A 22,262-nucleotide genomic window follows, 5' to 3' on the forward strand; every position below is an offset into this window, starting at 1 on the left:
CGCCACCTTATCCGGTGCCTTTGTAGGGAATCTGAGGCTCCGGTTATTTGGCTCTCTTATGAGCACATTGGGAAGGATACGGGAGCGCCCCATGAGTCACACCGGACGTCCGGCCGAGCCTGACAAGCGAGTGTTGCGACGGGAAATCCTCGCAGTGAGAGACAGGTTGACGGCGGATGACGTGCGAGTATCGGCCACCACGTTGGCCGGGCGGGCACTGGAGCTGCCCGAGCTGGCGCACGCGCGCGTGGTGGCGGCGTACGTCTCCGTGGGGAGTGAACCCGGCACCCTCGCGCTGCTGGACGCGCTGCGCGCGCGGGGGGTGCGGGTCCTGCTCCCCGCCCTCCTGCCCGACAACGACCTCGACTGGGGCGCCTACTTCGGGGAGGACTCGCTCGCCCGGGTCCAACACGGCGGAAAGATGGCCCTCTTCGAGCCCGCCGGCGAGCGCCTCGGCCCGGACGCGGTGACCGACGCCGACGCGGTGCTGCTGCCGGGTCTGGCGGTCGACGCGCGCGGGATGCGTCTGGGCCGCGGCGGCGGGTCGTACGACCGCGTCCTCGCCCGCCTGGAACGCGCGGGGGCCCGGCCCTCGCTCGTGGTGCTGCTGTACGACTCCGAGGTCGTCGAGCGCGTTCCCGAGGAGCCGCACGACCGTCCGGTGCACGCGGTGGTGACGCCGTCGGGGGTGCGCCGCTTCGGGGAACCCTGAGCCGCCCCCGTACGAAGGGGCCCTCCACGCGCGCGTGGAGGGCCCCTTCGGCTGTTCGACCGTCAGCGGCTCACGGCCTGAGCACCAGGGTGTCGCTGGTGTCGTCGTCCACCGCGTCGTCCGAGAAGGACCAGTCGAGCAGTTCGCCCTCGGCCCACTTGTCGGTCTGGTCGGTGTAGTGGGCGTTGTAGGCGTGCCCGGAGGCGCCGGTGAGGTTGATCCACTTCGACTTGTCGAGGTCGCTGAGGTTGACCACCATCCGCATCGACGGCACCCAGACGACTCCGTAGCCGCCGGCGGCGTTCCAGCCGGAGGCGTTGACCGTGGCCTCGCCGCCGCTGAGCTTCCAGGGGCCGCGGTTGAGGACGTACTGGAGGAAACCGGGGCCCTCGGTGCCGAGGGTCTGGTTCTTCAGGAACAGGCGGTGCAGCCGGCCCCAGCTCCAGGTGTCGATGTCCTTGCCGAGCTTGGCGGTCAGCTCCCAGCGGGCGTCGACCATGGCGCGCCTGAACAGGTCGTCGCGGTTGTGGTCCGCCCCCTTGCGGTTGCCCGACTTCGGCGTGGTCCACCAGTCGCTGTCCTGGTCGTCCATGAGGTTGCGTACGACCTCGAACCAGCGGTCGCCGCCGTCCGGCTGAGCCTGGTCGGCATCGCGCTCACCGCACTCGCGGACCTTCTCGGTCGCGTCCACGGGCCCCGTGGTGTTGACCGGGTCGACCAGCAGGCACTGGCCCTTGACCCGCAGCTCCTTGGGCAGCTTGTTGCCGAAGCTCAGCTTGAGGATGTTGCGCCAGACCGAGTTGAAGTAGGCGGCCGCCGCGGAGTCGGCGTCCTGGGTGTAGTCCCAGCCCTCCAGGAGCTCCTGCGCGTCCCGGACGTCCGACGCGTCCCGGACGTCCTTGTCGGAGATGTCGATCTTCAGCAGCTTGGGCACCAGCAGCTTGGCGATCTCGCTGCTGTTGTCGAGCTGCATCTGGCGCATGTCGTCGGTGGAGATCTTGCCGCCGCCGTCGATCTTCGACTGGATCAGGTCGGTGATGCGCTGGCTGCGGGCGCCGTAGCCCCAGTCCGTGGTGAGCGTGTAGGGGTACTTGGTCCTGTCGACCACGGCCTGGTTGGCGGTGACGATGTAGCCGCGCGCCGGGTCGTACTCGTACGGCAGCTCGTCCTGGTCGATGTAGCCGGTCCAGCGGGACCTGGCGTCCCAGCCCGGCGCCGGGACGGAGCCGTCGAAGCCCTTCGCGCGCGTGGGGATCCTGCCGGGCAGCGTGTAGCCGATGTTGTCCTTGGTGTCGGCGTAGATCAGGTTCTGCGAGGGCACGTCGAACAGGGCGGCCGCGCCGCGGAAGTCGCTCCAGTTCGCCGCCCTGTCCATGGCGAAGACGGCGTCCATGGAGGTGCCCGGCTCCAGCGCGGTCCAGCGCAGCGCGATGCCGTAGCCGTCGCCGCGGTCGGGGGCGGCGGTGTCGACGGCGGCCTTCTTGCCGACCTTCACGAGTTCGGAGCTGCGGTCGGACAGCAGCGGCATGCCGTCCTTGGTCTCCCGGACGACGATCTCCTTGGATGCGCCGCCGGCGACCTTGATGGTCTCCTCGCGCGAGACGAAGGGAACCGTCCTGCCGTCGTACAGGTAGCCGTCGCCGGAGAGCTTCTCCAGGTAGAGGTCGGTGACGTCGACCCCGGAGTTGGTCATGCCCCAGGCGATGTTCTGGTTGTGGCCGATGATCACGCCGGGCATGCCCGCGAAGGTGTAGCCGCTGACGTCGTACTGGCACTTGCTGGAGACCGCGCGGCAGTGCAGGCCCATCTGGTACCAGACGGAGGGCAGCGAGGCCGACAGGTGCGGGTCGTTGGCCAGCAGCGGCTTGCCGGTGATGGTGTACTTCCCGGCGACCACCCAGGAGTTGGAACCGATGCCGTTGCCGTTCACGCCGACGGCCGTGGGGAGGTCGTCCAGGACGTCCTGGAGGCCGGAGAGCTGGCTCTGGAGGCCACTGGTGCCCGAGGCGGAGGCCGTGCCGGTGCCGGTGCCCGTGCCGGTGCCGGTGCCGGACGAACCCGCCGAGCCGCTCCCCTGGAAGGTCTTGGTGACCTCGTCGTACTGGCCCGTCTGGACGATCGCCTTGTTCCGGCCGTACGGATAGTCCGGGTACAGGTCCTGGATCTGCTTGGGGCCCAGGCGGCTGGTCATCAGGGCGCGGTCGATCTCGTCCTGCATGTTGCCGCGCAGGTCCCAGGCCATCGCCTTCAGCCAGGCGAGCGAGTCGACCGGGGTCCACTTCTGCGGCTTGTAGTCGTTGGTGAACCCGAGCGCCGCGTACTCCAGGGAGATGTCCTTGTTGTCCTTGCCGTCCAGGTAGGCGTTGACACCCTTGGCGTACGCCTGGAGGTACTTCTTGGTGGAGGCGGACAGCGTCTTGTCGTACTCCTCCTTGGCGACGCGGTCCCAGCCCAGGGTGCGCAGGAACTCGTCGTTGTCGACCTGGCTCTCGCCGAACATCTCCGACAGGCGCCCGGAGGTCATGTGACGGCGCACGTCCATCTCGTAGAACCGGTCCTGCGCCTGGACGAAGCCCTGCGCCATGAACAGGTCCGCGTCGGAGGAGGCGTAGATCTGCGGGATGCCGTAGTCGTCGCGCTTCACGTCGACCGGCCCGGACAGGCCGGGGAGCGTGAGTGATCCCTTGGTCTGGGGGAAGGAGGCCCGGACGGTGCTGATGGACCAGTACGCCCCGCCGGTGACGCCGCCGACGAGGGCCAGCACCAGCACGAGGACGAGCAGGCGGGCTCTGCGCCCCTTCTTCCTGCCGGACTTGCCGGGCTGCTGACCCGTGGAGGCGGTGGTGTTGGGGGGCATCGCTGTCCTTGCTGTCCTAACGCGAGCGGCAGGCGGTCCTGGAGTGCTGGAGCAACCATAGGCGCAGGGCCCGGCTCAACTTGACGCGGAGTAGGGAACCAGCGCGGACGGACGTTCGATCCCGCCCGCCCGAGTGTCAAGAAATCGTCAAGAGTTAGGTAAGGTAACGAAGTAGTTGGGTGCGGAGAACCGCCACTTCGTGTCCTATGTACATGAGCCCACGCGCGCGTGCGCGCGGGCCAGGGAAGGGAACGGCCGCTGACTGTCCACGACCTCAACCAGCTCCTGCTCGTCTGCTCGCTCGTCCTGCTCGTCGCCGTCGCCGCGGTCCGGATCTCCTCGCGCAGCGGGCTCCCCAGCCTGCTCGTTTACCTGGGCATCGGCGTCCTCATGGGCCAGGACGGCATCGGCGGCATCCGCTTCGACGACGCCGAGCTGACCCAGGTCATCGGGTACGCGGCGCTGGTCGTGATCCTGGCCGAGGGCGGCCTGGGCACGAAGTGGAAGGAGATCAAGCCGGCCCTTCCGGCCGCCACCGCGCTGGCGCTGCTCGGGGTCACGGTGAGCGTCGGGGTCACGGCGGCGGCCGCGCACTACCTGGTCGGGCTGGAGTGGCGGCAGGCATTGATCATCGGGGCGGTCGTCTCCTCGACCGACGCCGCCGCGGTCTTCTCGGTGCTGCGGAGGATTCCCCTCCCCTCACGCGTGACCGGCACCCTGGAGGCCGAGTCCGGCTTCAACGACGCCCCCGTGGTCATCCTGGTGGTCGCCTTCTCCACGCACGGCCCGATCGAGCACTGGTACGTACTGCTGGGCGAGATATTGCTGGAGCTGGCCATCGGCGCCGCCATCGGCCTCGCGGTGGGCTGGCTGGGCTCCTGGGGACTGCGGCATGTGGCGCTGCCCGCCTCCGGTCTCTATCCGATCGCCGTCATGGCCATCGCCGTCACCGCGTACGCGGCCGGCGCGATGGCCCACGGCAGCGGCTTCCTGGCCGTCTATCTCGCCTCGATGGTCATGGGCAACGCCAAGCTGCCGCACTGGCCCGCCACCCGCGGGTTCGCCGACGGGGTCGGCTGGATCGCCCAGATCGGCATGTTCGTCCTGCTCGGCCTCCTGGTCACCCCGCACGAGCTGGGCGACGACATCCTGCCCGCACTCCTCATCGGGCTGGTGCTGACCATGGTGGCCCGCCCGCTGAGCGTCGTCCTGTGTCTGGTGCCGTTCGGCGTCCCCTGGCGGGAGCAGGCCCTGATGTCCTGGGCGGGACTGCGCGGCGCCGTGCCCATCATCCTGGCGACCATCCCCATGGTGGGCGGCGTCGAGGACAGCCGCCGCATCTTCAACATCGTCTTCGTCCTGGTCGTGGTCTACACCCTGGTCCAGGGGCCGACCCTGCCGTGGTTCGCACGCAAGCTGCGGCTCGGCGGGGAACCCGAGCCCGCCGACCTCGGCATCGAGTCGGCGCCCCTGGAACGGCTGCGCGGGCACCTGCTGTCCTTCGCCATCCCCGAGGGCTCGAAGATGCACGGCGTCGAGGTCAACGAACTGCGGCTGCCCGCGGGGTCCGCCGTCACCCTCGTCGTCCGCGACGGAAAATCGTTCGTTCCACTGCCGACGACGGTGCTGCGACGCAGGGACGAGCTGCTCGTGGTCGCCACTGATCCGGTACGGGACGCCGCCGAACGCCGGCTGCGCGCCGTGGGGGCCGGGGGCAAGCTGGCCGACTGGCTGGGGACGAACGGGGCGACCTGATCGCAGGTGGAGTGCCGCTCGGTGCTCATTTTCACAAGGTCGACCAGCCTTGTCCCCTGTACTATGCAGGCGTAACCCCAGATCGAACCAACTCTGCCTGACGCAGAGCTGGCGCGACCGTATGGCGGCCGGCACGTCCTTCCTCAGTGGGCTCCGGTATCTACCGCAGTTCCGCGCGACAGGACAGCTCTCGGCGCCGCCCCCCACCCGACGGGGTCGCGCTACCAGGCGGCAGAAAGGCACGGGCCGTGGCATCCACGGTCACCACCGAGCCGTCGAAGGACTCGCCGGCCTCCTCCCGCCCGGGATACGGACAGCTGCTGCGCACCCGCGGCGCCTGGACGTTCCTGCTGCCCGGCTTCGCCGCGCGCCAGCCGTTCGCGATGCTGACCATCTCCATCGTGCTGCTCGTGCAGCACACCACCGGCTCCTACGGTGCGGCGGGCGCCGCCGCGGCCGTCACCGGTGTCTCCATGGCGCTGTTCGCGCCCTACAGCGGCCGCCTCGCCGACCGCTACGGACAGCGCGCCGTCCTGCTGCCCGGTGTCCTGGTGCACACGCTGTCCGGCCTGACCCTGACGGCGCTCGCCCTGTCCCACGCACCCCTGTGGGCGCTCTTCGTGGCGGCCGTGCCGACCGGCGCCTCGGTGCCGCAGGTCGGGCCCATGGTGCGGGCCCGCTGGGGCGTGAAGCTCCAGGGCTCGCCCCTGATGACGACGGCCGCGGCCTTCGAGTCGGTCACCGACGAGCTGACCTTCGTCCTCGGCCCGCTGCTGGCCACCGCCCTGTGCACCGCCGTCGACCCGGCCGCCGGCCTGGTCACGGAGGCCGCGCTCACCCTGCTGGGCGGTCTGCTGTTCGCCGCCCGGAAGAGCACCCAGCCGTCGGTCGCCGTCGCCGGGCACGCGCGCGTGGAGCACGCCTCCGCGCTGCGGATCCCCGGTGTGCGCGTGCTGATCGTGACCTTCCTGGGCATCGGTTCCGTCTTCGGCGGCATGCAGGTCTCGCTGGCCGCGTTCACCGAGTCGATCGGCGAGCCCGGCCTGAACGGCGTCCTGTACGGCACCTTCGCCGCGGGCAACATGCTCTCCGGCATCGTCTGCGGCGCCATCGCCTGGAAGGTGGCACCGCAGCGCCGTCTGCTCGTCGGATACGCCGCCCTCGCGCTGGCCGCGTCCGGCCTGTGGGCCGCGCACTCGGTGCCGGTGCTGGCGGGCCTCGGCCTGCTGGTCGGCATGTGCATCGCGCCCGCGCTGATCACCGGCTACACGCTGGTCGAGAGCCTGGTCCCGGCCGGGGCCCGCACCGAGGCCTTCACCTGGCTCACGGGTGCGGTCGCGCTCGGGCAGGCCGCAGCGGTCACCGTCGCCGGACAGCTGGAGGACCGCTTCTGGGGCGGCGCCGGATTCCTGGTGCCGACGGGCGGGACACTGCTGGCCCTGGGGACCCTCGTGGCACTGCGCTCCCGCCTGGTCGCGCGGCCCCGCGCCCGCACCGTGGCACGTGGCGTCGGTCACCGCGTGCCGGTGGCAGTGGACTGAGCGGCTGGAATACGTCACACTTGACCGTCGTTAGCACTCATCGAGTGAGAGTGCCAGGAGGAAGACAGTGCCGACCTACCAGTACCAGTGCACCGCGTGCGGCGAGGGCCTCGAGGCGGTGCAGAAGTTCACCGACGACGCCCTGACCGAGTGCCCCAGCTGCCAGGGCCGCCTCAAGAAGGTGTTCTCCGCGGTCGGCATCGTCTTCAAGGGCTCCGGCTTCTACCGCAACGACAGCCGCGGCTCCTCGTCGAGCAGCTCGCCGGCGTCGTCGAAGCCGTCGACGTCCTCGTCGTCCGACTCGTCCGCTTCCCCCTCGACGTCGTCCGCTTCGTCGTCGTCTTCGTCGTCCTCGGACTCGAAGTCGTCGAGCGCCGGCTCGTCCTCCAGCAGCTCCGCCGCGTAAGCACTTCCCGCGGGCACGTAGCCTGCGGGCAGGTAGGACGCACTTCTTACGGGACCCTGTCGCCGTCCGGCGACGGGGTCCTCGGCGTTTCCGGGTGCGGTTAGGGTGCGGACATGGTGAACAAGGCGAACGTCGAACTCGGCGTGATCGGTGGCTCCGGCTTCTACTCGTTCCTCGACGACGTGACCGAGATACAGGTGGACACCCCTTACGGGCCGCCCAGCGACTCCCTCTTCCTCGGCGAGATCGCCGGCCGGCGGGTCGCCTTCCTGCCCCGGCACGGACGCGGCCACCATCTGCCGCCGCACCGCATCAACTACCGGGCCAACCTGTGGGCGCTGCGCTCGCTCGGTGCGCGCCAGGTCCTCGGCCCGTGCGCCGTCGGCGGCCTGCGCCCCGAGTACGGGCCGGGGACGCTGCTCGTGCCGGACCAGCTGGTCGACCGTACGAAGTCCCGGGTGGGGACGTACTTCGACGGGCTGCCGCTGCCCGACGGCACCGTGCCGAACGTGGTGCACGTCTCCCTGGCCGACCCCTACTGCCCCATCGGGCGCGCGGCCGCGCTCAAGGCGGCGCGAGGCCGGGACTGGGAGCCGGTGGACGGCGGCACGCTGGTCGTGATCGAGGGGCCCCGTTTCTCGACCCGTGCCGAATCGTATTGGCACCAGGCCCAGGGCTGGTCGGTCGTGGGCATGACCGGCCATCCCGAGGCGACGCTCGCCCGCGAACTCGAACTCTGCTACACGTCGTTGACGCTGGTCACCGACCTGGACGCGGGCGCGGAGACCGGCGAGGGGGTCTCGCACGACGAGGTGCTCCAGGTGTTCGCGGCGAACGTGGACCGGCTGCGGGGCGTCCTTTTCGACGCGGTGGCCGCACTGCCCGCGAACGAGGAGCGGGACTGCCTGTGCACCAAGGCGCTGGGCGGGATGGACCCGGGGTTCGAGCTGCCGTAGGGCTGGAGAGGGCGGCGGAACCTTTCGTTCGGGTGAGGGGGTTTTCCACAACCGGCGGGTAGTCCACGGGCTCCGACGGGCAGCGGCGCGATGCCTCATCGTGGCCTGCAAGCCGTTCCGTCGTCGCAGGTGGTGGTCCTCATGTCCGTTGCTCCGTGGTCGTCCCCGTCCTCCCTCTCCTCCTCTCCCCCGGCCCCCTCCCCCTCCCCCTCCCTCTTCGCTTCTCCTCCGGTCGCTCCGCTCCCTCTGGGCACGGACGCTCCGGCCACGTGCGAGGTGCCGCACTTCGCCCCCGTGCGGGTGCGTGGCGGGGGGCACCAGCTGCGCCGGCTCCTACGGCACCGCAGGCGGGCCGTGGCGGCGGGGCTCGCCGTCACCGCGGCCGCGCTCGTGGCGGCGGGTCCGCAGGAGACCGACCGGGCACGCGGGCATCCGGGGCATCCGGTGGCGGAGCCGGTACGCCAACACCGGGCCGTCCAGAGGGTGTCCGCGCCGGTGCGGATCGCCGACGGAGAGACCGTGCGGCTGCTGCGGCCCGGTGACCGGGTCGACGTGATCGCCGCGCGGGAGAGCGCCACGGGCGGGGACGCTCAGGTGGTCGCGCGCGGGGCGCGGGTGTCGAAGGTGCCCGAGGTGCCCGAGCCCGCGGACGCCGCGACCGGGAGCGGGGCGCTGGTCGTGCTGTCGGTGCCGCGTTCCACCGCGACGCGCCTCGCGGGCGCGAGCGCCACGGCACGGCTGGCGGTGACGCTGTGCTGAGGCGGGTGGCGCATGTCGTGCACATGGTACTTATCGCCCTGTCAAGTCCCTCATCAAGGTGGCGTGATTGGACAGGATGGCCCAGCCCTGACGTAGGTTGCGGAGCTGTTCGTTCCACAACCTGCGCATGCGAGGAGAGGCTCCGCGGTGAGCGAGAAGAAGGATCCGGGCATCTGGGACGGCTTCAAGGCCTTCCTGATGCGCGGGAACGTCGTCGATCTGGCGGTCGCGGTGGTCATCGGCGCCGCGTTCACCAACATCGTGAACGCGGTGGTGAAGGGGATCATCAATCCGCTGGTCGGAGCGATCGGCACGAAGAACCTCGATCACTACAGCTCGTGCCTGAGTTCGAGCTGCGAAGGCGAGCAGGGCATTCAGATCCTTTGGGGATCCGTCCTCGGCGCGGCCCTCAGCTTCGTGATCACCGCGGCCGTCGTCTACTTCCTGATGGTCCTGCCCATGGCGAAGTACCTGGCTCGTGTGGAGGCCCGCCGCAAGGCGAAGGAGGGGGCGCAGGAGGTCATCGAGGTGACCGAGCTGGAGGTCCTCAAGGAGATCCGCGACGCGCTGGTCGCCCAGCGCGGCTCGGGGCACAACCAGCAGTAACGGCTCAGATGTGGTGGGGCGGCTTCTCGTCGAGGAAGCGCTTCAGGTCGGCCGCGCTGTCGCCGTCGCTGCGCGGCCGATCGCCCCAGCCACGGTCGGTGTCGTCCGAGGACTGCTGGTCCAGCGGGTCGTCGAAGATCAGCGCGGCCTTCGGCTCGCGCGGTTCACGCGGCTCGGGGGCAGGGGCGGTGCTCATGCGTCCAGGGTACGGCCCGCACACCGAGGGCCTTCACCGCACGGACCTCACTGCGGCGGACCTCAGCGCGGCGGACCTCACCGCGGCGGACCTCACGGCACGGCATGACGGCGCGGGCCGCGAGGCGCGTGCCTCGCGACGGCAACGCGCCGGGCGGTGGTCGGGGCCCCTGCGCACTCGCGATCCCTTCGCAAGAAAATCCACGCTTCATCTGCTGTGCTTGTCCCCATGACGTCCAGTTCGACACCCGCGCCGGACTCCCCCCGCCCGCCCGGACACCGCCGCCCCCTGCGCCGACTCACGGCACGGGGCCGTGGTGAGGCGCACCGGGCCGCCACTCCGCTGGAACTCTTCTTCGACCTGTGTTTCGTGGTGGCCATCGCCCAGGCGGGCGCGCAACTGGTGCACGCCGTCGCGGAGGGGCACGCGGGCGAGGGGATCCTCAACTACGCGATGGTGTTCTTCGCCATCTGGTGGGCCTGGATGAACTTCACCTGGTTCGCCTCGGCCTACGACAACGACGACATCCTCTACCGGGTCGTCACCCTGATCCAGATCGCCGGGGTGCTGGTCCTGGCGGCCGGGGTGTCCCGGGCGTTCGAGGAGCACGAGTACCTGGCGGTGCTGCTCGGCTATGTGATCATGCGGCTCGCCCTCGTCACGCAGTGGCTGCGCGTGGCCAGGTCGAGTGAGGGGCCGGAACGCACGATGGCCCTGCGGTACGCCGGCGGTGTGCTGCTGTGTCAGATCGGCTGGGTGGGCCTGGTGGTGCTGCCCGAGGGCGCCCGGCCCTGGGTGTTCCTGGCGATGGCGATCCTGGAGATGTGTGTGCCGCCGTACGCGGAGAAGGACCACCCCACCTCCTGGCATCCGCGCCATATCGCGGAGCGGTACGGGCTGTTCACCATCATCGTGCTCGGCGAGACCATCGCCGCGGCCACGGTCGCGGTGAAGACCGGCATCGACGAGAACGACGCGTTGGGCGACCTGCTGCCGATCGCCGCGGGCGGACTGCTGATCATCTTCGCCGCCTGGTGGATCTACTTCGTGGTGCCGATCCACGGCCATCTGCGCTCCAACAAGCAGGCGTTCCTGTGGGGCTACGGCCACTATGTGGTCTTCGCCTCGGCGGCCGCGATCGGGGCGGGCCTGGAGGTGGCGGTCGAGCAGTCCGTCGGGAAGGCGCACATCTCGACACTGGCCGCGTCGGCGGCGGTGACCCTGCCGACGGCGCTCTATCTGCTCACCGTCTGGGCGCTGCACTCGCGTTACTTCAAGGTGGGCATCGCCCAGCAGCTGGTGCTGCCGACCACGGCCCTGCTGGTGATCTGCTGCACCTTCCTGGGCGACTGGGGGGTGCTCGCGGCCGGTCTCGTGTCGGCCGGGGCGGTGGCGACCGGGGAGACGCTGACGGCACGCAGGGCGGGCCGGGCGGGCAGGAAGCAGGCGGCACCGGTCGGCTGACGCGGGACACGCCGCCATCACTGTCGCGGTCTTGCGGGACAGCGTCGGCGCTGCCCGACACTGGGCTCATGACAGTTGACGCTCTGACAGATGTCGCCGGGCTGCGGGTGGGGCACGCGACGCGTACCGGCGACGGTTGGCTCACCGGCACCACGGTGGTCCTCGCGCCCGAGGGCGGGGCCGTCGCCGCCGTGGACGTACGCGGCGGCGGTCCCGGGACCAAGGAGACGGACGCCCTCGATCCGCGCAACGTCGTGCAGAGGGTCGAGGCGATCGTGCTCACCGGGGGCAGCGCGTACGGGCTCGACGCGGCGTCCGGGGTGATGGCCTGGCTGGAGGAACGGCGGCGCGGGGTGCGGGTCGGGGTGGATCCGGCGCATGTCGTGCCGGTGGTGCCCGCCGCCTGTGTCTTCGACCTCGGGCGGGGCGGCGCCTTCCGAGCCCGGCCGGACGCGGCCACCGGGCGGGCCGCGGTCGAGGCCGCCGCGGCGAGCGAGCCGGGAGCGGTCGTGCCGGAGGGCTGCGTGGGCGGGGGCACCGGGGCGACGGTGGGGCCGATGAAGGGCGGCATCGGCACGGCGAGCACCGTCCTGGACTCGGGGATCACCGTGGGCGCCCTGGTCGTGGCCAACGCGTCGGGGTCGGCGGTGGACCCGGAAACCGGTGTGCTGTACGGGGAGTTGTTCCAGGGACGGGTGGACTACCCGGAGGGTGAGGTGCACGAGGCGGCACGTCGGCGCCTCGCCGAGAGCGCGGCGAAGAACCCGCTGCCCCCGCTGAACACCACGCTCGCGGTGGTCGCCACCGACGCGGAGCTGTCGAAGGCGCAGGCACAGAAGCTGGCCGGTACGGCTCACGACGGCATCGCGCGTGCGGTGCGGCCGGTGCATCTGCTCAACGACGGGGACACCGTGTTCGCGCTGGCCACCGGAGAGCGCCCGCTCGACCCCGGGCAGCCCCTCGCGCTGAACGAGATTCTGGCGGCGGGCGCGGACGCGCTGACCCGCGCGATCGTGCGTGCCGTGCGCGCGGCCGAGTCGGTGGACGGGCCGGGGGGAGCCTGGCCCTCGTACGGGGAGTTGTACGGGAAACGCTGACCGGTTGTGGTGCGCCCCACCCGTCGCCCAAACCTTTTTGTCGCGGTTCTGTCACGTGATGGCGTTCACGGCGCACGTTGGGAACCCGGTTCGGGGACGGTGGCCTCTTCCACCGTGGAACGGAACGGATCCCGCAGATCGCATGAAGATGGAGTTGATCGTGACAACGCCGGACATAGCAGCGCGGCGCGCACTGGGGGCCTGTGCCGCCCTGATGATCGGCGCCCTGACGCTCACCGCCTGCGGTGGGAGCGCCAACGCCGACCACGAGGACGGCAAGGGCGGTCAGGGCTCGTCCAGTACCTCCGCCGCCAGGATCGCGATCTCGGCGAAGGACGGCTCGACCGGTGCGTCGATCAACACGACCGGCGTGCGGGTCAGTGACGGCAAGCTGACCGACGTCAAGATGACGGTGACCGAGAGCGGGCAGGCCGTGCCGGGTTCCCTGGCCGCCGACGGAGGCAGCTGGAAGCCCGACGAGCAGCTGGAGCGGGGGACGAAGTACCAGATAGCGGCCACCGCGAAGGACGGGGACGGGCGCACCGCCTCGGCCGACTCCAGCTTCACCACGGTCTCGTCCGCCAACAGCTTCATCGGGACGTACACGCCCGACGGTGGCACCACGGTCGGCGTCGGCATGCCGGTCTCGTTCAACTTCGACAAGGCGATCACCGACAAGAAGGCCGTGCAGTCGCACATCGAGGTCACCTCCAGCAGCGGCCAGAAGGTGGTCGGGCACTGGTTCGGGACGCAGCGGCTCGACTTCCGGCCCGAGGAGTACTGGAAGGCCGGTTCCAAGGTCACGATGAAGATCGACCTGGACGGCGTCGAGGGCGCGAACGGCGTCCACGGGGTGCAGAGGAAGACGGTCGCCTTCACCGTGGGCCGCTCCCAGGTGTCCACCGTCGACGTCAACACGCAGACGATGACGGTCGTACGCGACGGCAGGACGATCAAGTCCGTGCCGATCTCGGCGGGCAGCTCGGAGTTCTCCACCTACAACGGGCAGATGGTGATCTCCGAGAAGTACAAGAAGCTGCGCATGGACAGCCGCACGGTCAACCTCGCCGACGCGTACGACATCAAGGACGTGCCGAACGCGATGCGGCTGACGCAGTCGGGGACCTTCCTGCACGGCAACTACTGGTACAACAAGGGCAACCCGCCCTTCGGCCGCCAGGGCACCAGCCACGGCTGCGTCGGCCTTCAGGACGTGCGGGGCGGGCAGGGGGACACACCCTCCAAGTGGTTCTACGACAACTCGATCCTCGGCGACGTGGTGATCGTCAAGAACTCCCCCGACAAGAACGTGACGCCGGACAACGGGATCAACGGCTGGAACATGCCGTGGAGCGCGTGGATCGCGGGCAGCGCTGCCTGAGCCGCTGAAGTACCGCCCGAGCAGGGATTCTTGACAGTTCGTCGGGCCGCGCGGGAACTTCTCGCGCGGTCCGCGCGTTTTACGGGACGTACGTTTTCTCGGTTCCCGGACATGATGTCCGACCGAGGGGCTACGGTATGCACCCACAAGGTGACATGCAGCAACGCCGGGAGAAACCTTGAGCGTTCCGTACGAGACGGCAGCGTACGAACCACCCGAGTCGCCCGAGTCTCCGGAGGAGCACCTCGCGCGACTCCTCGGCCGCGCCCTGAACTCCTTCGAGCTGCCCGACGAGACGATACGGCGGCTCGACTGTGCGCTGGCTCATGACAGCTCGCTGCACTCCGCGCATCACAGCGCGGGGCTGCACCGAGAGACGTACCGGCACACCTGGCTGCTCGCCGACGGTTCGGCGCTCACCCTGTGGGAGCTCGTCCACAACACCGCGCGGGGCCGCGATCCGCAGCACGAGGTGTACGCCGACGAGGAGGAGCTGCGCGCCGCGACCGCACAGCTGCCGCTGCCGCCGGACGCACCCGACTTCGAACTGCCGGTGACGGTGCAGCTGTCGCCGATTCCCGCGCCCCGGCACGCGTATGTGCCGGACGACTCGGCGGACCACGCGCGCCGGCTGCTGCGCCGCGCGGAGAACGCCGACCGGCCGGACGCGGAGACGGCGGCGCTACTGGCCACGGCGTGCGCCCACCAGATCACGCAGGCCTTCGGGCGCCCGTGCCGCGCGGCGCGCGCCGGGTTGTGCTTCTCCCTCTACGAGCACGCCTTCCTGCTGCGCGACGGCGCGGAGATCTCCCTCTGGGAGGTCGAGCACACGGCGACACCTGACGGACGGCACATGTGCGAGGTGTACGTCAGCGAGGACGCGGCGCGCGAGGCGATGGAGCGGCGGGCGGCGCAGGTTTCGTAACGCCGAGGCGGGCGCCTGTCGGGGCGGCGCAGGTGCCGTGAGCAGGCGCGTGCCGAAAGCGGGCGGATGGCCGTGGGCGGGCGGATGCCGTAGGGGTCGCGCGGCTGTTCAGCGGCCGTTGTCGAGCTGTCGTACCAGGCCCGCGAAGGCGTCTCGTTCCGCCGGGGAGAGTTCGACGGCCTCCAGGTCGGGGGCGGTCTGCCGCTGGGGCGGGAGCCCAAAGAGCGCCTGGTCCGGGCGCTGGGGAACGGCACCGGGACGGGCGCGGCGCAGGAGGCGGACCAGCCCCGTCACCCACAGCACTGTCGCCAGGGCGAGGACGACCGGGCCCAGCAGCTGGAGGATCGAGACGTGCTCAGGCATGCGTTCCAGTAGACACCACGGTCCGGGCCCCAGGGCCCGGACCGTGACGTATCTCGCAGGTGCCGTGAACGACCCACAGCACCCCAAAGGGACAAGTGGGAGGCCTGCCCGGCGGCGGTCTTACGCCGCCACCGGCTGCTTCGCCTCCGCGGCCGTGGCCGCCGGGGTCCCGGCGCCCGACGTGCCCTCCGGGGCCGTCGCGCGCATGCCCTTCAGGAGGATGACCAGGCCGGCCGTCACCGCCGTACCGGCGCCGATGGCCAGCAGGTACAGCCACGGCTTGCCGATCAGGAAGGTGACCCAGATGCCGCCGTGCGGGGCGCGCAGGGTCGAGCCGAACGCCATGGTCAGTGCGCCGGTGACCGCGCCTCCCGCCATGGAGGCCGGGATGACGCGCAGCGGGTCGGCCGCGGCGAACGGGATCGCGCCCTCGGAGATGAAGGAGGCGCCCAGCACCCAGGCCGCCTTGCCGTTCTCGCGCTCGGCCGTGGTGAACAGCTTCTTGCGGATGGTGGTGGCCACGGCCATGCCCAGCGGCGGGACCATGCCCGCGGCCATCACGGCGGCCATGATCTTCATGGCGGAGTCGCTGGGCGCCGCGACCGAGATGCCGGCCGTCGCGAAGGTGTAGGCCACCTTGTTGACCGGGCCGCCGAGGTCGAAGCACATCATCAGGCCGAGCAGGACGCCGAGCAGGATGGCGTTGGTGCCGGAGAGGCTGTTCAGCCAGTCGGTCAGGGCCTTCTGCGCCTCGGAGATCGGCTTGCCGATCACCACGAACATCAGGAAGCCGACGACCGCCGAGGAGACCAGCGGGATCACCACCACCGGCATGATGCCGCGCAGCACCGGTGGGATGTCGATCCGCTGGATGCCGAGGACCACGCCACCGGCGATGAGACCGGCGACCAGACCGCCGAGGAACCCGGCGCCGATGGTCACGGAGATCGCGCCGCCGACGAAACCGGGCACGAGTCCGGGCCGGTCGGCCATGCCGTAGGCGATGTAACCGGCGAGGACCGGGACGAGGAAGCCGAAGGCCGCCGCGCCGATCTGGAAGAGCAGGGCGCCCCAGCTGTCGATCTGGCCCCAGTCGAAGTGCTCGGTGACCGAGGGGGCCTCGTTGATCTGGTAGCCGCCGATCGCGAAGCCGAGGGCGATCAGCAGACCGCCGGCCGCGACGAACGGGACCATGTAGCTCACGCCGGACATCAGCCACTTGCGCAGCTTGCTGCCGTAGCCCTCGCCGGGCTCGCCCGCCCGGTCCACCGGGGTGCCGGCGCCGGGCCGGGCGGCGGCGGTGGCCTCGCCGCGCTCGGCCTTGGCGCGGACCTCGGCGATGAGCTCGGCCGGGCGGTTGATGCCCGCCTTCACACCGACGTCGATGGTCGGCTTCCCGGCGAACCGGTCCTTCTCGCGTACGGCCACGTCGTGGGCGAAGATCACGCCGTCCGCCGCCGCGATGACGGCCGGGTCGAGCCGGGTGAAGCCGGACGAGCCCTGCGTCTCGACGACGAGCTCGACGCCCGCCTCGCGGCCCGCGTTCTCCAGCGACTCGGCCGCCATGTAGGTGTGGGCGATGCCGGTGGGGCAGGAGGTGACGGCGACGATACGGAACGGGCGCTCGTCGGGGGCCCCGGCGGGAACCTCGGAGGTGGTACCCGTGGCGGCGTCGGCGGAGGCCGCCACCGACGACGCCACGGAGTCTGGGGAAGCGGAGGCATCGGGTGCCTCGGTGGGCTCGGCCGCCGGAGGTTCGTCGCCCCGGATCAGCGCCGCCGCGGACACCGCGTCGCCCGCCGACCGCAGCGCGTCCGTGAACTCGGCGTTCATCAGCTGGCGGGCCAGCGACGACAGGATCGTCAGATGGGCGTCGTCCGCGCCCGCCGGAGCCGCGATGAGGAAGATCAGGTCGGCGGGACCGTCCGCCGCGCCGAAGTCGATGCCGGCGGCGCTGCGCCCGAAGGCGAGCGTCGGCTCGGTGACGTGCTCGCTGCGGCAGTGCGGGATGCCGATGCCGCCGTCGAGGCCGGTCGGCATCTGTGCTTCGCGCGCGGCCACGTCGGCGAGGAAGCCGTCCAGGTCGGTCACCCGGCCCAGGGCCACCATGCGCTCGGCGAGGGCACGCGCCGCCGCTTCCTTGGTGTCGGCGGACAGGTCGAGATCGACCAGGTCCGCGGTGATCATGTCGCTCATCGCGGGCTCCTTCGCTCGCGTATCGCCCGGTGAGTCTGGTGGGCGGTGAAGGGGACGGGGGTGCCGTGGGGGGAGGTTCGGGTGGGGGAGGCGGGGTCGGGGAGGGCCCGCCTCCCCCGGGCGGCAGAGCGGCTCAGGACGCTCTGCCGTCCGTCGGCGGGCGCGAGTAATGCCGAGCTTCGCCGTTTACGGGCCGGATCAGCAAGAACTGTGACAACCACGACATTCGTCATGCCACCGGCTCCTTCAGTACGCGATCCACCGGCACCTCGGCCGTGACCGTCACCGCCGCCATGTCCAGGTCACCCGGCGACGGCATCACGCTGCCGGGGAGCTGCACGGCCGCGGCACCGTGTGCGACCGCCGAGGCGAGGGCTTCCGGGCCCCTGCCGCCGGCGATGAGGAAGCCGGCCAGGGAGGAGTCACCGGCACCGACATTGCTGCGTACGACGTCCACGCGCGCACCGGCGAACCAGGCGCCGGCGTCGTCCACGAGCAGCTGCCCGTCGGCGCCCAGGCTCGCGAGCACGGCGCGTGCGCCCATCTCGCGCAGTTCCTCGGCGGCCTTCATGGCGTCGCCCACGGTGGACAGGGGGCGCCCGACCGCGGCCGCGAGTTCCTCGGCGTTCGGCTTCACCACGTCGGGTCGCGCGCGCAGGGCTTCGAGGAGGGCCCGCCCGGAGGTGTCGAGGGCGATCCGCGCACCTCCCGCGTGCGCCCGGGCGACCACGTCGGCGTACCAGGACGGCGCCAGTCCGCGCGGCAGGCTGCCGCAGCAGGCGATCCAGTCGGCGTCGCGCGACTGCTCGCGGACCGTCTCCAGGAGGAGTTCCTGCTCGGCCGCCGACAGCTCGGGGCCGGGCGCGTTGATCTTCGTGAGGACGCCGTCCGACTCCGCGAGCGCGATGTTCGAGCGGGTGGCGCCGGCGACCGGGACCGGCGCGACCTCGATGCCCTGGGCGTCGAGCAGATCGGCGACGAGCGCGCCGGGGGCGCCGCCCAGGGGCAGAACTGCGACCGTGCGCTGTCCGGCCGCCGCGACGGCACGGGAGACGTTCACGCCCTTGCCGCCCGGGTCCATCCGCTCGCCGGTGGCGCGGATGACCTCGCCGCGGTCGAGGGAGGGGACCTCGTAGGTGCGGTCCAGGGACGGGTTCGGGGTGACGGTGAGGATCATGCGCACTCGTTTCTAAACACACAGCACTTCCGTGCCGCCGCGCTCGATCGCGGTGGCGTCTTCGGGGCTCAGCCCGCTGTCGGTGATCAGCAGGTCCACGTCGCTCAGGTCACCGAAGCGGGCGAAGTGCTCCTGGCCGTGCTTGGAGGAGTCGGCGAGCAGCACCACGCGGCGGGCGGCGGCCACGGCCGCGCGCTTCACCGCCGCCTCGGCGAGGTCGGGGGTGGTCAGACCGTGCTCGGCGGAGAAGCCGTTGGCCGCGACGAACAGGACGTCGGCGCGGATCTCGCCGTACGCCCGCAGCGCCCAGGCGTCCACGGCGGCGCGCGTACGGTGCCGTACGCGCCCCCCGACCAGGTGGAGCTGGATGCCGGGGTGGTCCGCGAGGCGGGCCGCGATGGGCAGGCTGTGGGTGACGACGGTGAGCGACGCCTCCAGCGGCAGCGCGGCGGCGAAGCGGGCCACCGTCGTACCGGCGTCGAGGATCACCGTGCCCTCGGTGGGCAGCTCGGCGAGGGCCGCCTTCGCGACGCGGCCCTTCTCGTCGGCCGCGGTCGACTCGCGCTCGGCGAGGTCGGGCTCGAAGTCCAGACGCCCGGCCGGGATCGCACCGCCGTGCACCCGGCGCAGGAGCCCGGCACGGTCGAGGGCCTTCAGATCCCGGCGGATCGTCTCCGCCGTCACCTGGAACTCCTCGGCCAGCGACAGGACGTCCACTCGGCCGCCGTCACGAGCCAGCCGGAGGATCTCCTGCTGCCGCTCCGGTGCGTACATGTCCGTTCACCTCCGAACTGTGCCCGAGCTTGTGGTTTCGCTGGGAGGCTACGCCCGGATTTCCGGAAAGTAAACAGGTTCGGGCTCAATCGGGCATGAACGGGCTCTTGAACGGCCCCTGAGGTGGGACGGCGCGGAAACGACAAGGGCCCGGCACCGAAGTGCCGGGCCCCTCCCCCGTTCTCAGCCCACCAGCGCGGGCTCCTTCGCCGTCGCCGGTGCGCGGTCGTCGGCAGCCCCCTCGACGTGCTGCGCCGGTCGCTTGGGCAGCGCGGACATCAGCAGGAAGATGACGCCCATCACCCCGGCGACCCACCACAGCGCGTGCTGGAAGCCGTCCGCGAAGGCCGCGCCCGTCGCCGCGGCGCCCGCCGGACCCTGAGCGCCCTCGGCCAGCCGGTCGTCGATGACGCCGAAGAAGACCACCGAGACCAGGCCGAGGCCGAGCGCATTGCCCATCTGCTGCACGGTGTTGATCAGGCCCGACGCCGAACCCGCGTGCTCGTGCGGCACCTCCGACAGGATCGCGTCCGTCAGCGGGGCCACGATCAGGCCCATGCCGACGCCCATGACGACCAGCGGCAGGGCCATCTGCCAGGGGGCGATGGACAGGCCGAAGTGGACGGACTCCCAGATGTAGAGCAGGACGCCGATCGCCATCACCAGCGCGCCCGCCTGGAGCACCTTGCGCCCGAAGCGCGGAACCAGCTTCTGGACGGACATCCCGGCCGCCGTGGAGACGGCGATGGAGAACGGGATCCCGGTCAGACCGGCCTTCAGCGGGCTCCAGCCCAGACCGAACTGCATGTACAGCGTCCAGACCAGGAAGAAGATGCCGAGCGCCACGCCGAAGACGGTCTGCACCGCGATGCCCGCCGCGAAGCTCTTCACCTTGAACAGCGACAACTCCACGAGCGGGGACCCGTCGCGGCCGGCCTTCCGCCGCTCGTACGCCACCAGTACCGCCAGGACGACGACGGCGCCGGCCATCGACACGTACCCCCACAGCGGCCAGCCCAGCTCGCGGCCGCGGGTCAGCGGGTAGAGCAGCATCAGCAGGCCGAGCGTGACGAGCGCGACGCCGACCAGGTCCAGCTTCAGCGCCTTCGGTGCCTTGGACTCGGTGATGTAGCGGCTGCCGAGGATCAGGCCCGCGATGCCGACCGGGAGGTTGATCAGGAAGATCGGGCGCCATTCGAGGCCGAAGAGGTTCCACTCCGTCAGGAGAGCGCCGAGGAGGGGGCCGGTGACCGCGCCGAGACCGACGACCGCGCCGAACAGGCCGAATACCTTGCCGCGTTCGTGCGCCGGGAAGGTGGCGTGCACGATCGACAGGACCTGCGGGACCATCAGCGCCGCCATCGCGCCCTGGAGGATGCGGGAGGCGACCAGCATCTCGGGGTTCGCGGCGAACCCGCACAGGGCCGAGGCGAGCGTGAAGCCGCCGATACCGATCAGGAACAGCCGCTTGCGGCCGTGTATGTCGCCGAGACGCCCGCCCGTGATCAGGCCGGCGGCGAACGCGAGGGCGTATCCGGCGGTGATCCACTGGATCTGGCTGAAGGTCGCGCCCGCGTCACGCTGGATCGACGGGATGGCGATGTTGACGATCGTGACGTCGACCAGGTCCATGAAGGCCGCGGTCATCACGATCGCCAGGGCGAACCAGCGGCGGCGGTCGCCGGCGGTGGGCCCGGCGCCGGGGGCCGTGGTGGCGGGGGCCGTGGTGGCGGGGGCCGTGGTGGCGGGCCGGGTGGTGCTGGGGTGGGGCACAGGTGCTGGTTGCGTCTCGGCTGAGGTCATGGTGCGAAGCTATGCCGTCAGTAGGTCAGATCGCGTCCTATTTCTGGGGCATCCTCGGATTCATGACGACGGACACTCCGGCACGGCTTCTGACGCTCCTCTCCCTTCTCCAGACGCCCCGCGAATGGCCCGGCGGTGAGCTCTCCGAGCGGCTCGGGGTGTCCCGGCGTACGGTGCGGCGGGACATCGACCGGCTGCGGGAGCTGGGGTATCCCGTGCAGGCGACCATGGGGGCCGACGGCGGCTACCGGCTCGTCGCGGGCAAGGCGATGCCGCCGCTCGTCCTGGACGACGAGGAGGCGGTGGCGATCGCGGTCGGGCTGCGGGCCGGGGCCGGGCACGCGGTCGAGGGGGTGGAGGAGGCGTCCGTGCGGGCGCTGGCGAAACTGGAACAGGTGCTTCCCTCGCGGCTGCGGCACCGCGTGTCCACGTTGCAGGCCGCGACGACGCCGCTGACCAGTGGGGACGGGGCGAGCATCGCGCCCGAGACGCTGACGGTGATGGCGTCGGGGGTGGCGGGGCATGAGCGGTTGCGGTTCGCGTACCGGTCGGGGGACGGGACGGAGTCGCGGCGGCTGGTGGAGCCGTACCGGCTGGTGTCGACGGGGCGGCGCTGGTACCTCGTCGCGTACGACCTCGACCGGGACGACTGGCGGACGTTCCGGGTGGACCGGGTGAGCGAGCCGTTCGCCACGGGAGCGCGGTTCGCTCCGCGGGAGTTGCCGACGGGGAGCGCGGCGGAGTATCTGCGGCAGTCGATGCGGCGGCGGCAGGAGACGTACGAGTTCTCCGTGACGTTCGCGGCGCCCGCGGAGTTCGTGGCGGCTCGGTTGCCGGGGTGGCTGGGAGTGCCGGAGCCGGTGGGCGACGGGGGGCGGTGCCGGCTGCGGGGGGTGTCGGGGGACGCGGTGGAGTGGATGGCCGTGCGGTTGGCGATGGCGGGCTGCGAGTTCGTGGTGGAGTCGCCGGAGGAACTGGTGCGGTGTGTGGGGGAGTTGGGTGGGCGGTTGAGCCGGGCGAGTACGGGTGCCTCCGGCGGTTGAGCGGGGGTGCCTGTGCGGCTCGTTGCTGTTCGGTGGGTTCGCGGGGGTGCCTGCGGCGGCGGGCTGGCGCGGCTTGGGGGGTGGATGCCTGCGGCGCCTGTGCGGGTTCGGTGGGGGCTTGTGTAGCGCGGTGCGGTGGGGTTGTGGGTCGGGGCCGGGTCGGGGGGTGTCCGTCCTCGGTCCGGTGGGCTGGCCTTGCGCGAGAGGTGCCGTTCCTTGACACCGGACTCTGCGGGCGGACACCCCCCGAC

19 protein-coding genes are annotated in these 22,262 nt (G+C 71.2%); 12 read left to right on the plus strand and 7 right to left on the minus strand.

Annotation, left to right across the window (positions count from 1 at the left end):
* The first annotated feature begins 91 nt into the window (after positions 1-91).
* Positions 92-712, plus strand: coding sequence for a 5-formyltetrahydrofolate cyclo-ligase (locus tag ACFU95_RS25710; protein WP_383831750.1), 621 nt, complete (start codon positions 92-94; stop codon positions 710-712).
* Between the two features lie 70 nt (positions 713-782).
* On the opposite strand, the gene ACFU95_RS25715 is transcribed toward ACFU95_RS25710, so the two are convergent.
* The gene (locus ACFU95_RS25715) at positions 783-3,569 is read right to left on the minus strand and encodes a penicillin acylase family protein (protein ID WP_383831752.1); all 2,787 of its coding nucleotides are present in this window, start codon (positions 3,567-3,569) and stop codon (positions 783-785) included.
* Between the two features lie 228 nt (positions 3,570-3,797).
* Here ACFU95_RS25715 and ACFU95_RS25720 point away from each other — a divergent pair, with 228 nt between their 5' ends.
* The 6 genes from ACFU95_RS25720 to mscL all read left to right on the plus strand — a co-directional run bounded on the left by ACFU95_RS25720 (position 3,798) and on the right by mscL (position 9,592).
* Positions 3,798-5,324, plus strand: a complete 1,527-nt coding sequence (locus ACFU95_RS25720) for a potassium/proton antiporter (protein WP_383831754.1) — start codon at positions 3,798-3,800, stop codon at positions 5,322-5,324.
* A 248-nt stretch (positions 5,325-5,572) separates the two neighbouring features.
* A complete protein-coding gene (locus ACFU95_RS25725) occupies positions 5,573-6,865 on the plus strand; it encodes an MFS transporter (RefSeq protein WP_383831756.1) in 1,293 nt (430 codons plus the stop codon).
* A 67-nt stretch (positions 6,866-6,932) separates the two neighbouring features.
* The gene (locus ACFU95_RS25730; RefSeq protein ID WP_383831758.1) at positions 6,933-7,271 is read left to right on the plus strand and encodes an FmdB family zinc ribbon protein; all 339 of its coding nucleotides are present in this window, start codon (positions 6,933-6,935) and stop codon (positions 7,269-7,271) included.
* Positions 7,272-7,384: 113 nt separating this feature from the next.
* Positions 7,385-8,227, plus strand: coding sequence for an S-methyl-5'-thioadenosine phosphorylase (locus tag ACFU95_RS25735; RefSeq protein ID WP_383831760.1), 843 nt, complete (start codon positions 7,385-7,387; stop codon positions 8,225-8,227).
* A 141-nt stretch (positions 8,228-8,368) separates the two neighbouring features.
* The gene (locus tag ACFU95_RS25740; RefSeq protein WP_383831762.1) at positions 8,369-8,986 is read left to right on the plus strand and encodes a hypothetical protein; all 618 of its coding nucleotides are present in this window, start codon (positions 8,369-8,371) and stop codon (positions 8,984-8,986) included.
* 147 nt (positions 8,987-9,133) lie between these two features.
* Entirely contained in the window at positions 9,134-9,592 is a 459-nt protein-coding gene (mscL, locus tag ACFU95_RS25745) for a large conductance mechanosensitive channel protein MscL (RefSeq protein ID WP_383831764.1), read from the plus strand.
* Between the two features lie 4 nt (positions 9,593-9,596).
* Here the strand turns inward: mscL and ACFU95_RS25750 are convergent, their stop codons facing one another.
* Entirely contained in the window at positions 9,597-9,788 is a 192-nt protein-coding gene (locus ACFU95_RS25750) for a hypothetical protein (protein ID WP_383831766.1), read from the minus strand.
* Positions 9,789-10,016: 228 nt separating this feature from the next.
* On the opposite strand from ACFU95_RS25750, the gene ACFU95_RS25755 reads away from it, so the two are divergent.
* The 4 genes from ACFU95_RS25755 to ACFU95_RS25770 all read left to right on the plus strand — a co-directional run bounded on the left by ACFU95_RS25755 (position 10,017) and on the right by ACFU95_RS25770 (position 14,655).
* Entirely contained in the window at positions 10,017-11,252 is a 1,236-nt protein-coding gene (locus tag ACFU95_RS25755; RefSeq protein WP_383831768.1) for a low temperature requirement protein A, read from the plus strand.
* A 68-nt stretch (positions 11,253-11,320) separates the two neighbouring features.
* Entirely contained in the window at positions 11,321-12,349 is a 1,029-nt protein-coding gene (locus ACFU95_RS25760) for a P1 family peptidase (RefSeq protein ID WP_383831770.1), read from the plus strand.
* A gap of 160 nt (positions 12,350-12,509) precedes the next feature.
* Complete coding sequence (locus ACFU95_RS25765; RefSeq protein ID WP_383831772.1) at positions 12,510-13,730, plus strand: Ig-like domain-containing protein; 1,221 nt, start codon at positions 12,510-12,512, stop codon at positions 13,728-13,730.
* Between the two features lie 178 nt (positions 13,731-13,908).
* A complete protein-coding gene (locus tag ACFU95_RS25770; RefSeq protein WP_383831774.1) occupies positions 13,909-14,655 on the plus strand; it encodes a DUF6227 family protein in 747 nt (248 codons plus the stop codon).
* A 108-nt stretch (positions 14,656-14,763) separates the two neighbouring features.
* Here ACFU95_RS25770 and ACFU95_RS25775 read toward each other — a convergent pair whose 3' ends face one another.
* The 5 genes from ACFU95_RS25775 to ACFU95_RS25795 form a co-directional block, all read right to left on the minus strand.
* Positions 14,764-15,018, minus strand: coding sequence for a hypothetical protein (locus ACFU95_RS25775; protein WP_383831776.1), 255 nt, complete (start codon positions 15,016-15,018; stop codon positions 14,764-14,766).
* A 120-nt stretch (positions 15,019-15,138) separates the two neighbouring features.
* On the minus strand, positions 15,139-17,214 hold the full coding sequence (locus tag ACFU95_RS25780; RefSeq protein ID WP_383831778.1) for a fructose-specific PTS transporter subunit EIIC: 2,076 nt from the start codon (positions 17,212-17,214) through the stop codon (positions 15,139-15,141).
* A 229-nt stretch (positions 17,215-17,443) separates the two neighbouring features.
* Positions 17,444-18,391, minus strand: a complete 948-nt coding sequence (gene pfkB, locus ACFU95_RS25785; protein WP_383831780.1) for a 1-phosphofructokinase — start codon at positions 18,389-18,391, stop codon at positions 17,444-17,446.
* A gap of 12 nt (positions 18,392-18,403) precedes the next feature.
* Positions 18,404-19,165 carry a DeoR/GlpR family DNA-binding transcription regulator gene (locus tag ACFU95_RS25790; protein ID WP_383831782.1) on the minus strand — a complete coding sequence of 254 codons (762 nt, stop codon included), beginning with the start codon at positions 19,163-19,165 and terminating at the stop codon, positions 18,404-18,406.
* Positions 19,166-19,348: 183 nt separating this feature from the next.
* Positions 19,349-20,968 carry an MFS transporter gene (locus ACFU95_RS25795; RefSeq protein WP_383831784.1) on the minus strand — a complete coding sequence of 540 codons (1,620 nt, stop codon included), beginning with the start codon at positions 20,966-20,968 and terminating at the stop codon, positions 19,349-19,351.
* A gap of 62 nt (positions 20,969-21,030) precedes the next feature.
* Here ACFU95_RS25795 and ACFU95_RS25800 point away from each other — a divergent pair, with 62 nt between their 5' ends.
* Positions 21,031-22,011, plus strand: coding sequence for a helix-turn-helix transcriptional regulator (locus ACFU95_RS25800; RefSeq protein WP_383831786.1), 981 nt, complete (start codon positions 21,031-21,033; stop codon positions 22,009-22,011).
* Positions 22,012-22,262 lie beyond the last annotated feature (251 nt).

The organism is Streptomyces sp. NPDC057623, assembly GCF_042800355.1.
Classification (GTDB): domain Bacteria; phylum Actinomycetota; class Actinomycetes; order Streptomycetales; family Streptomycetaceae; genus Streptomyces.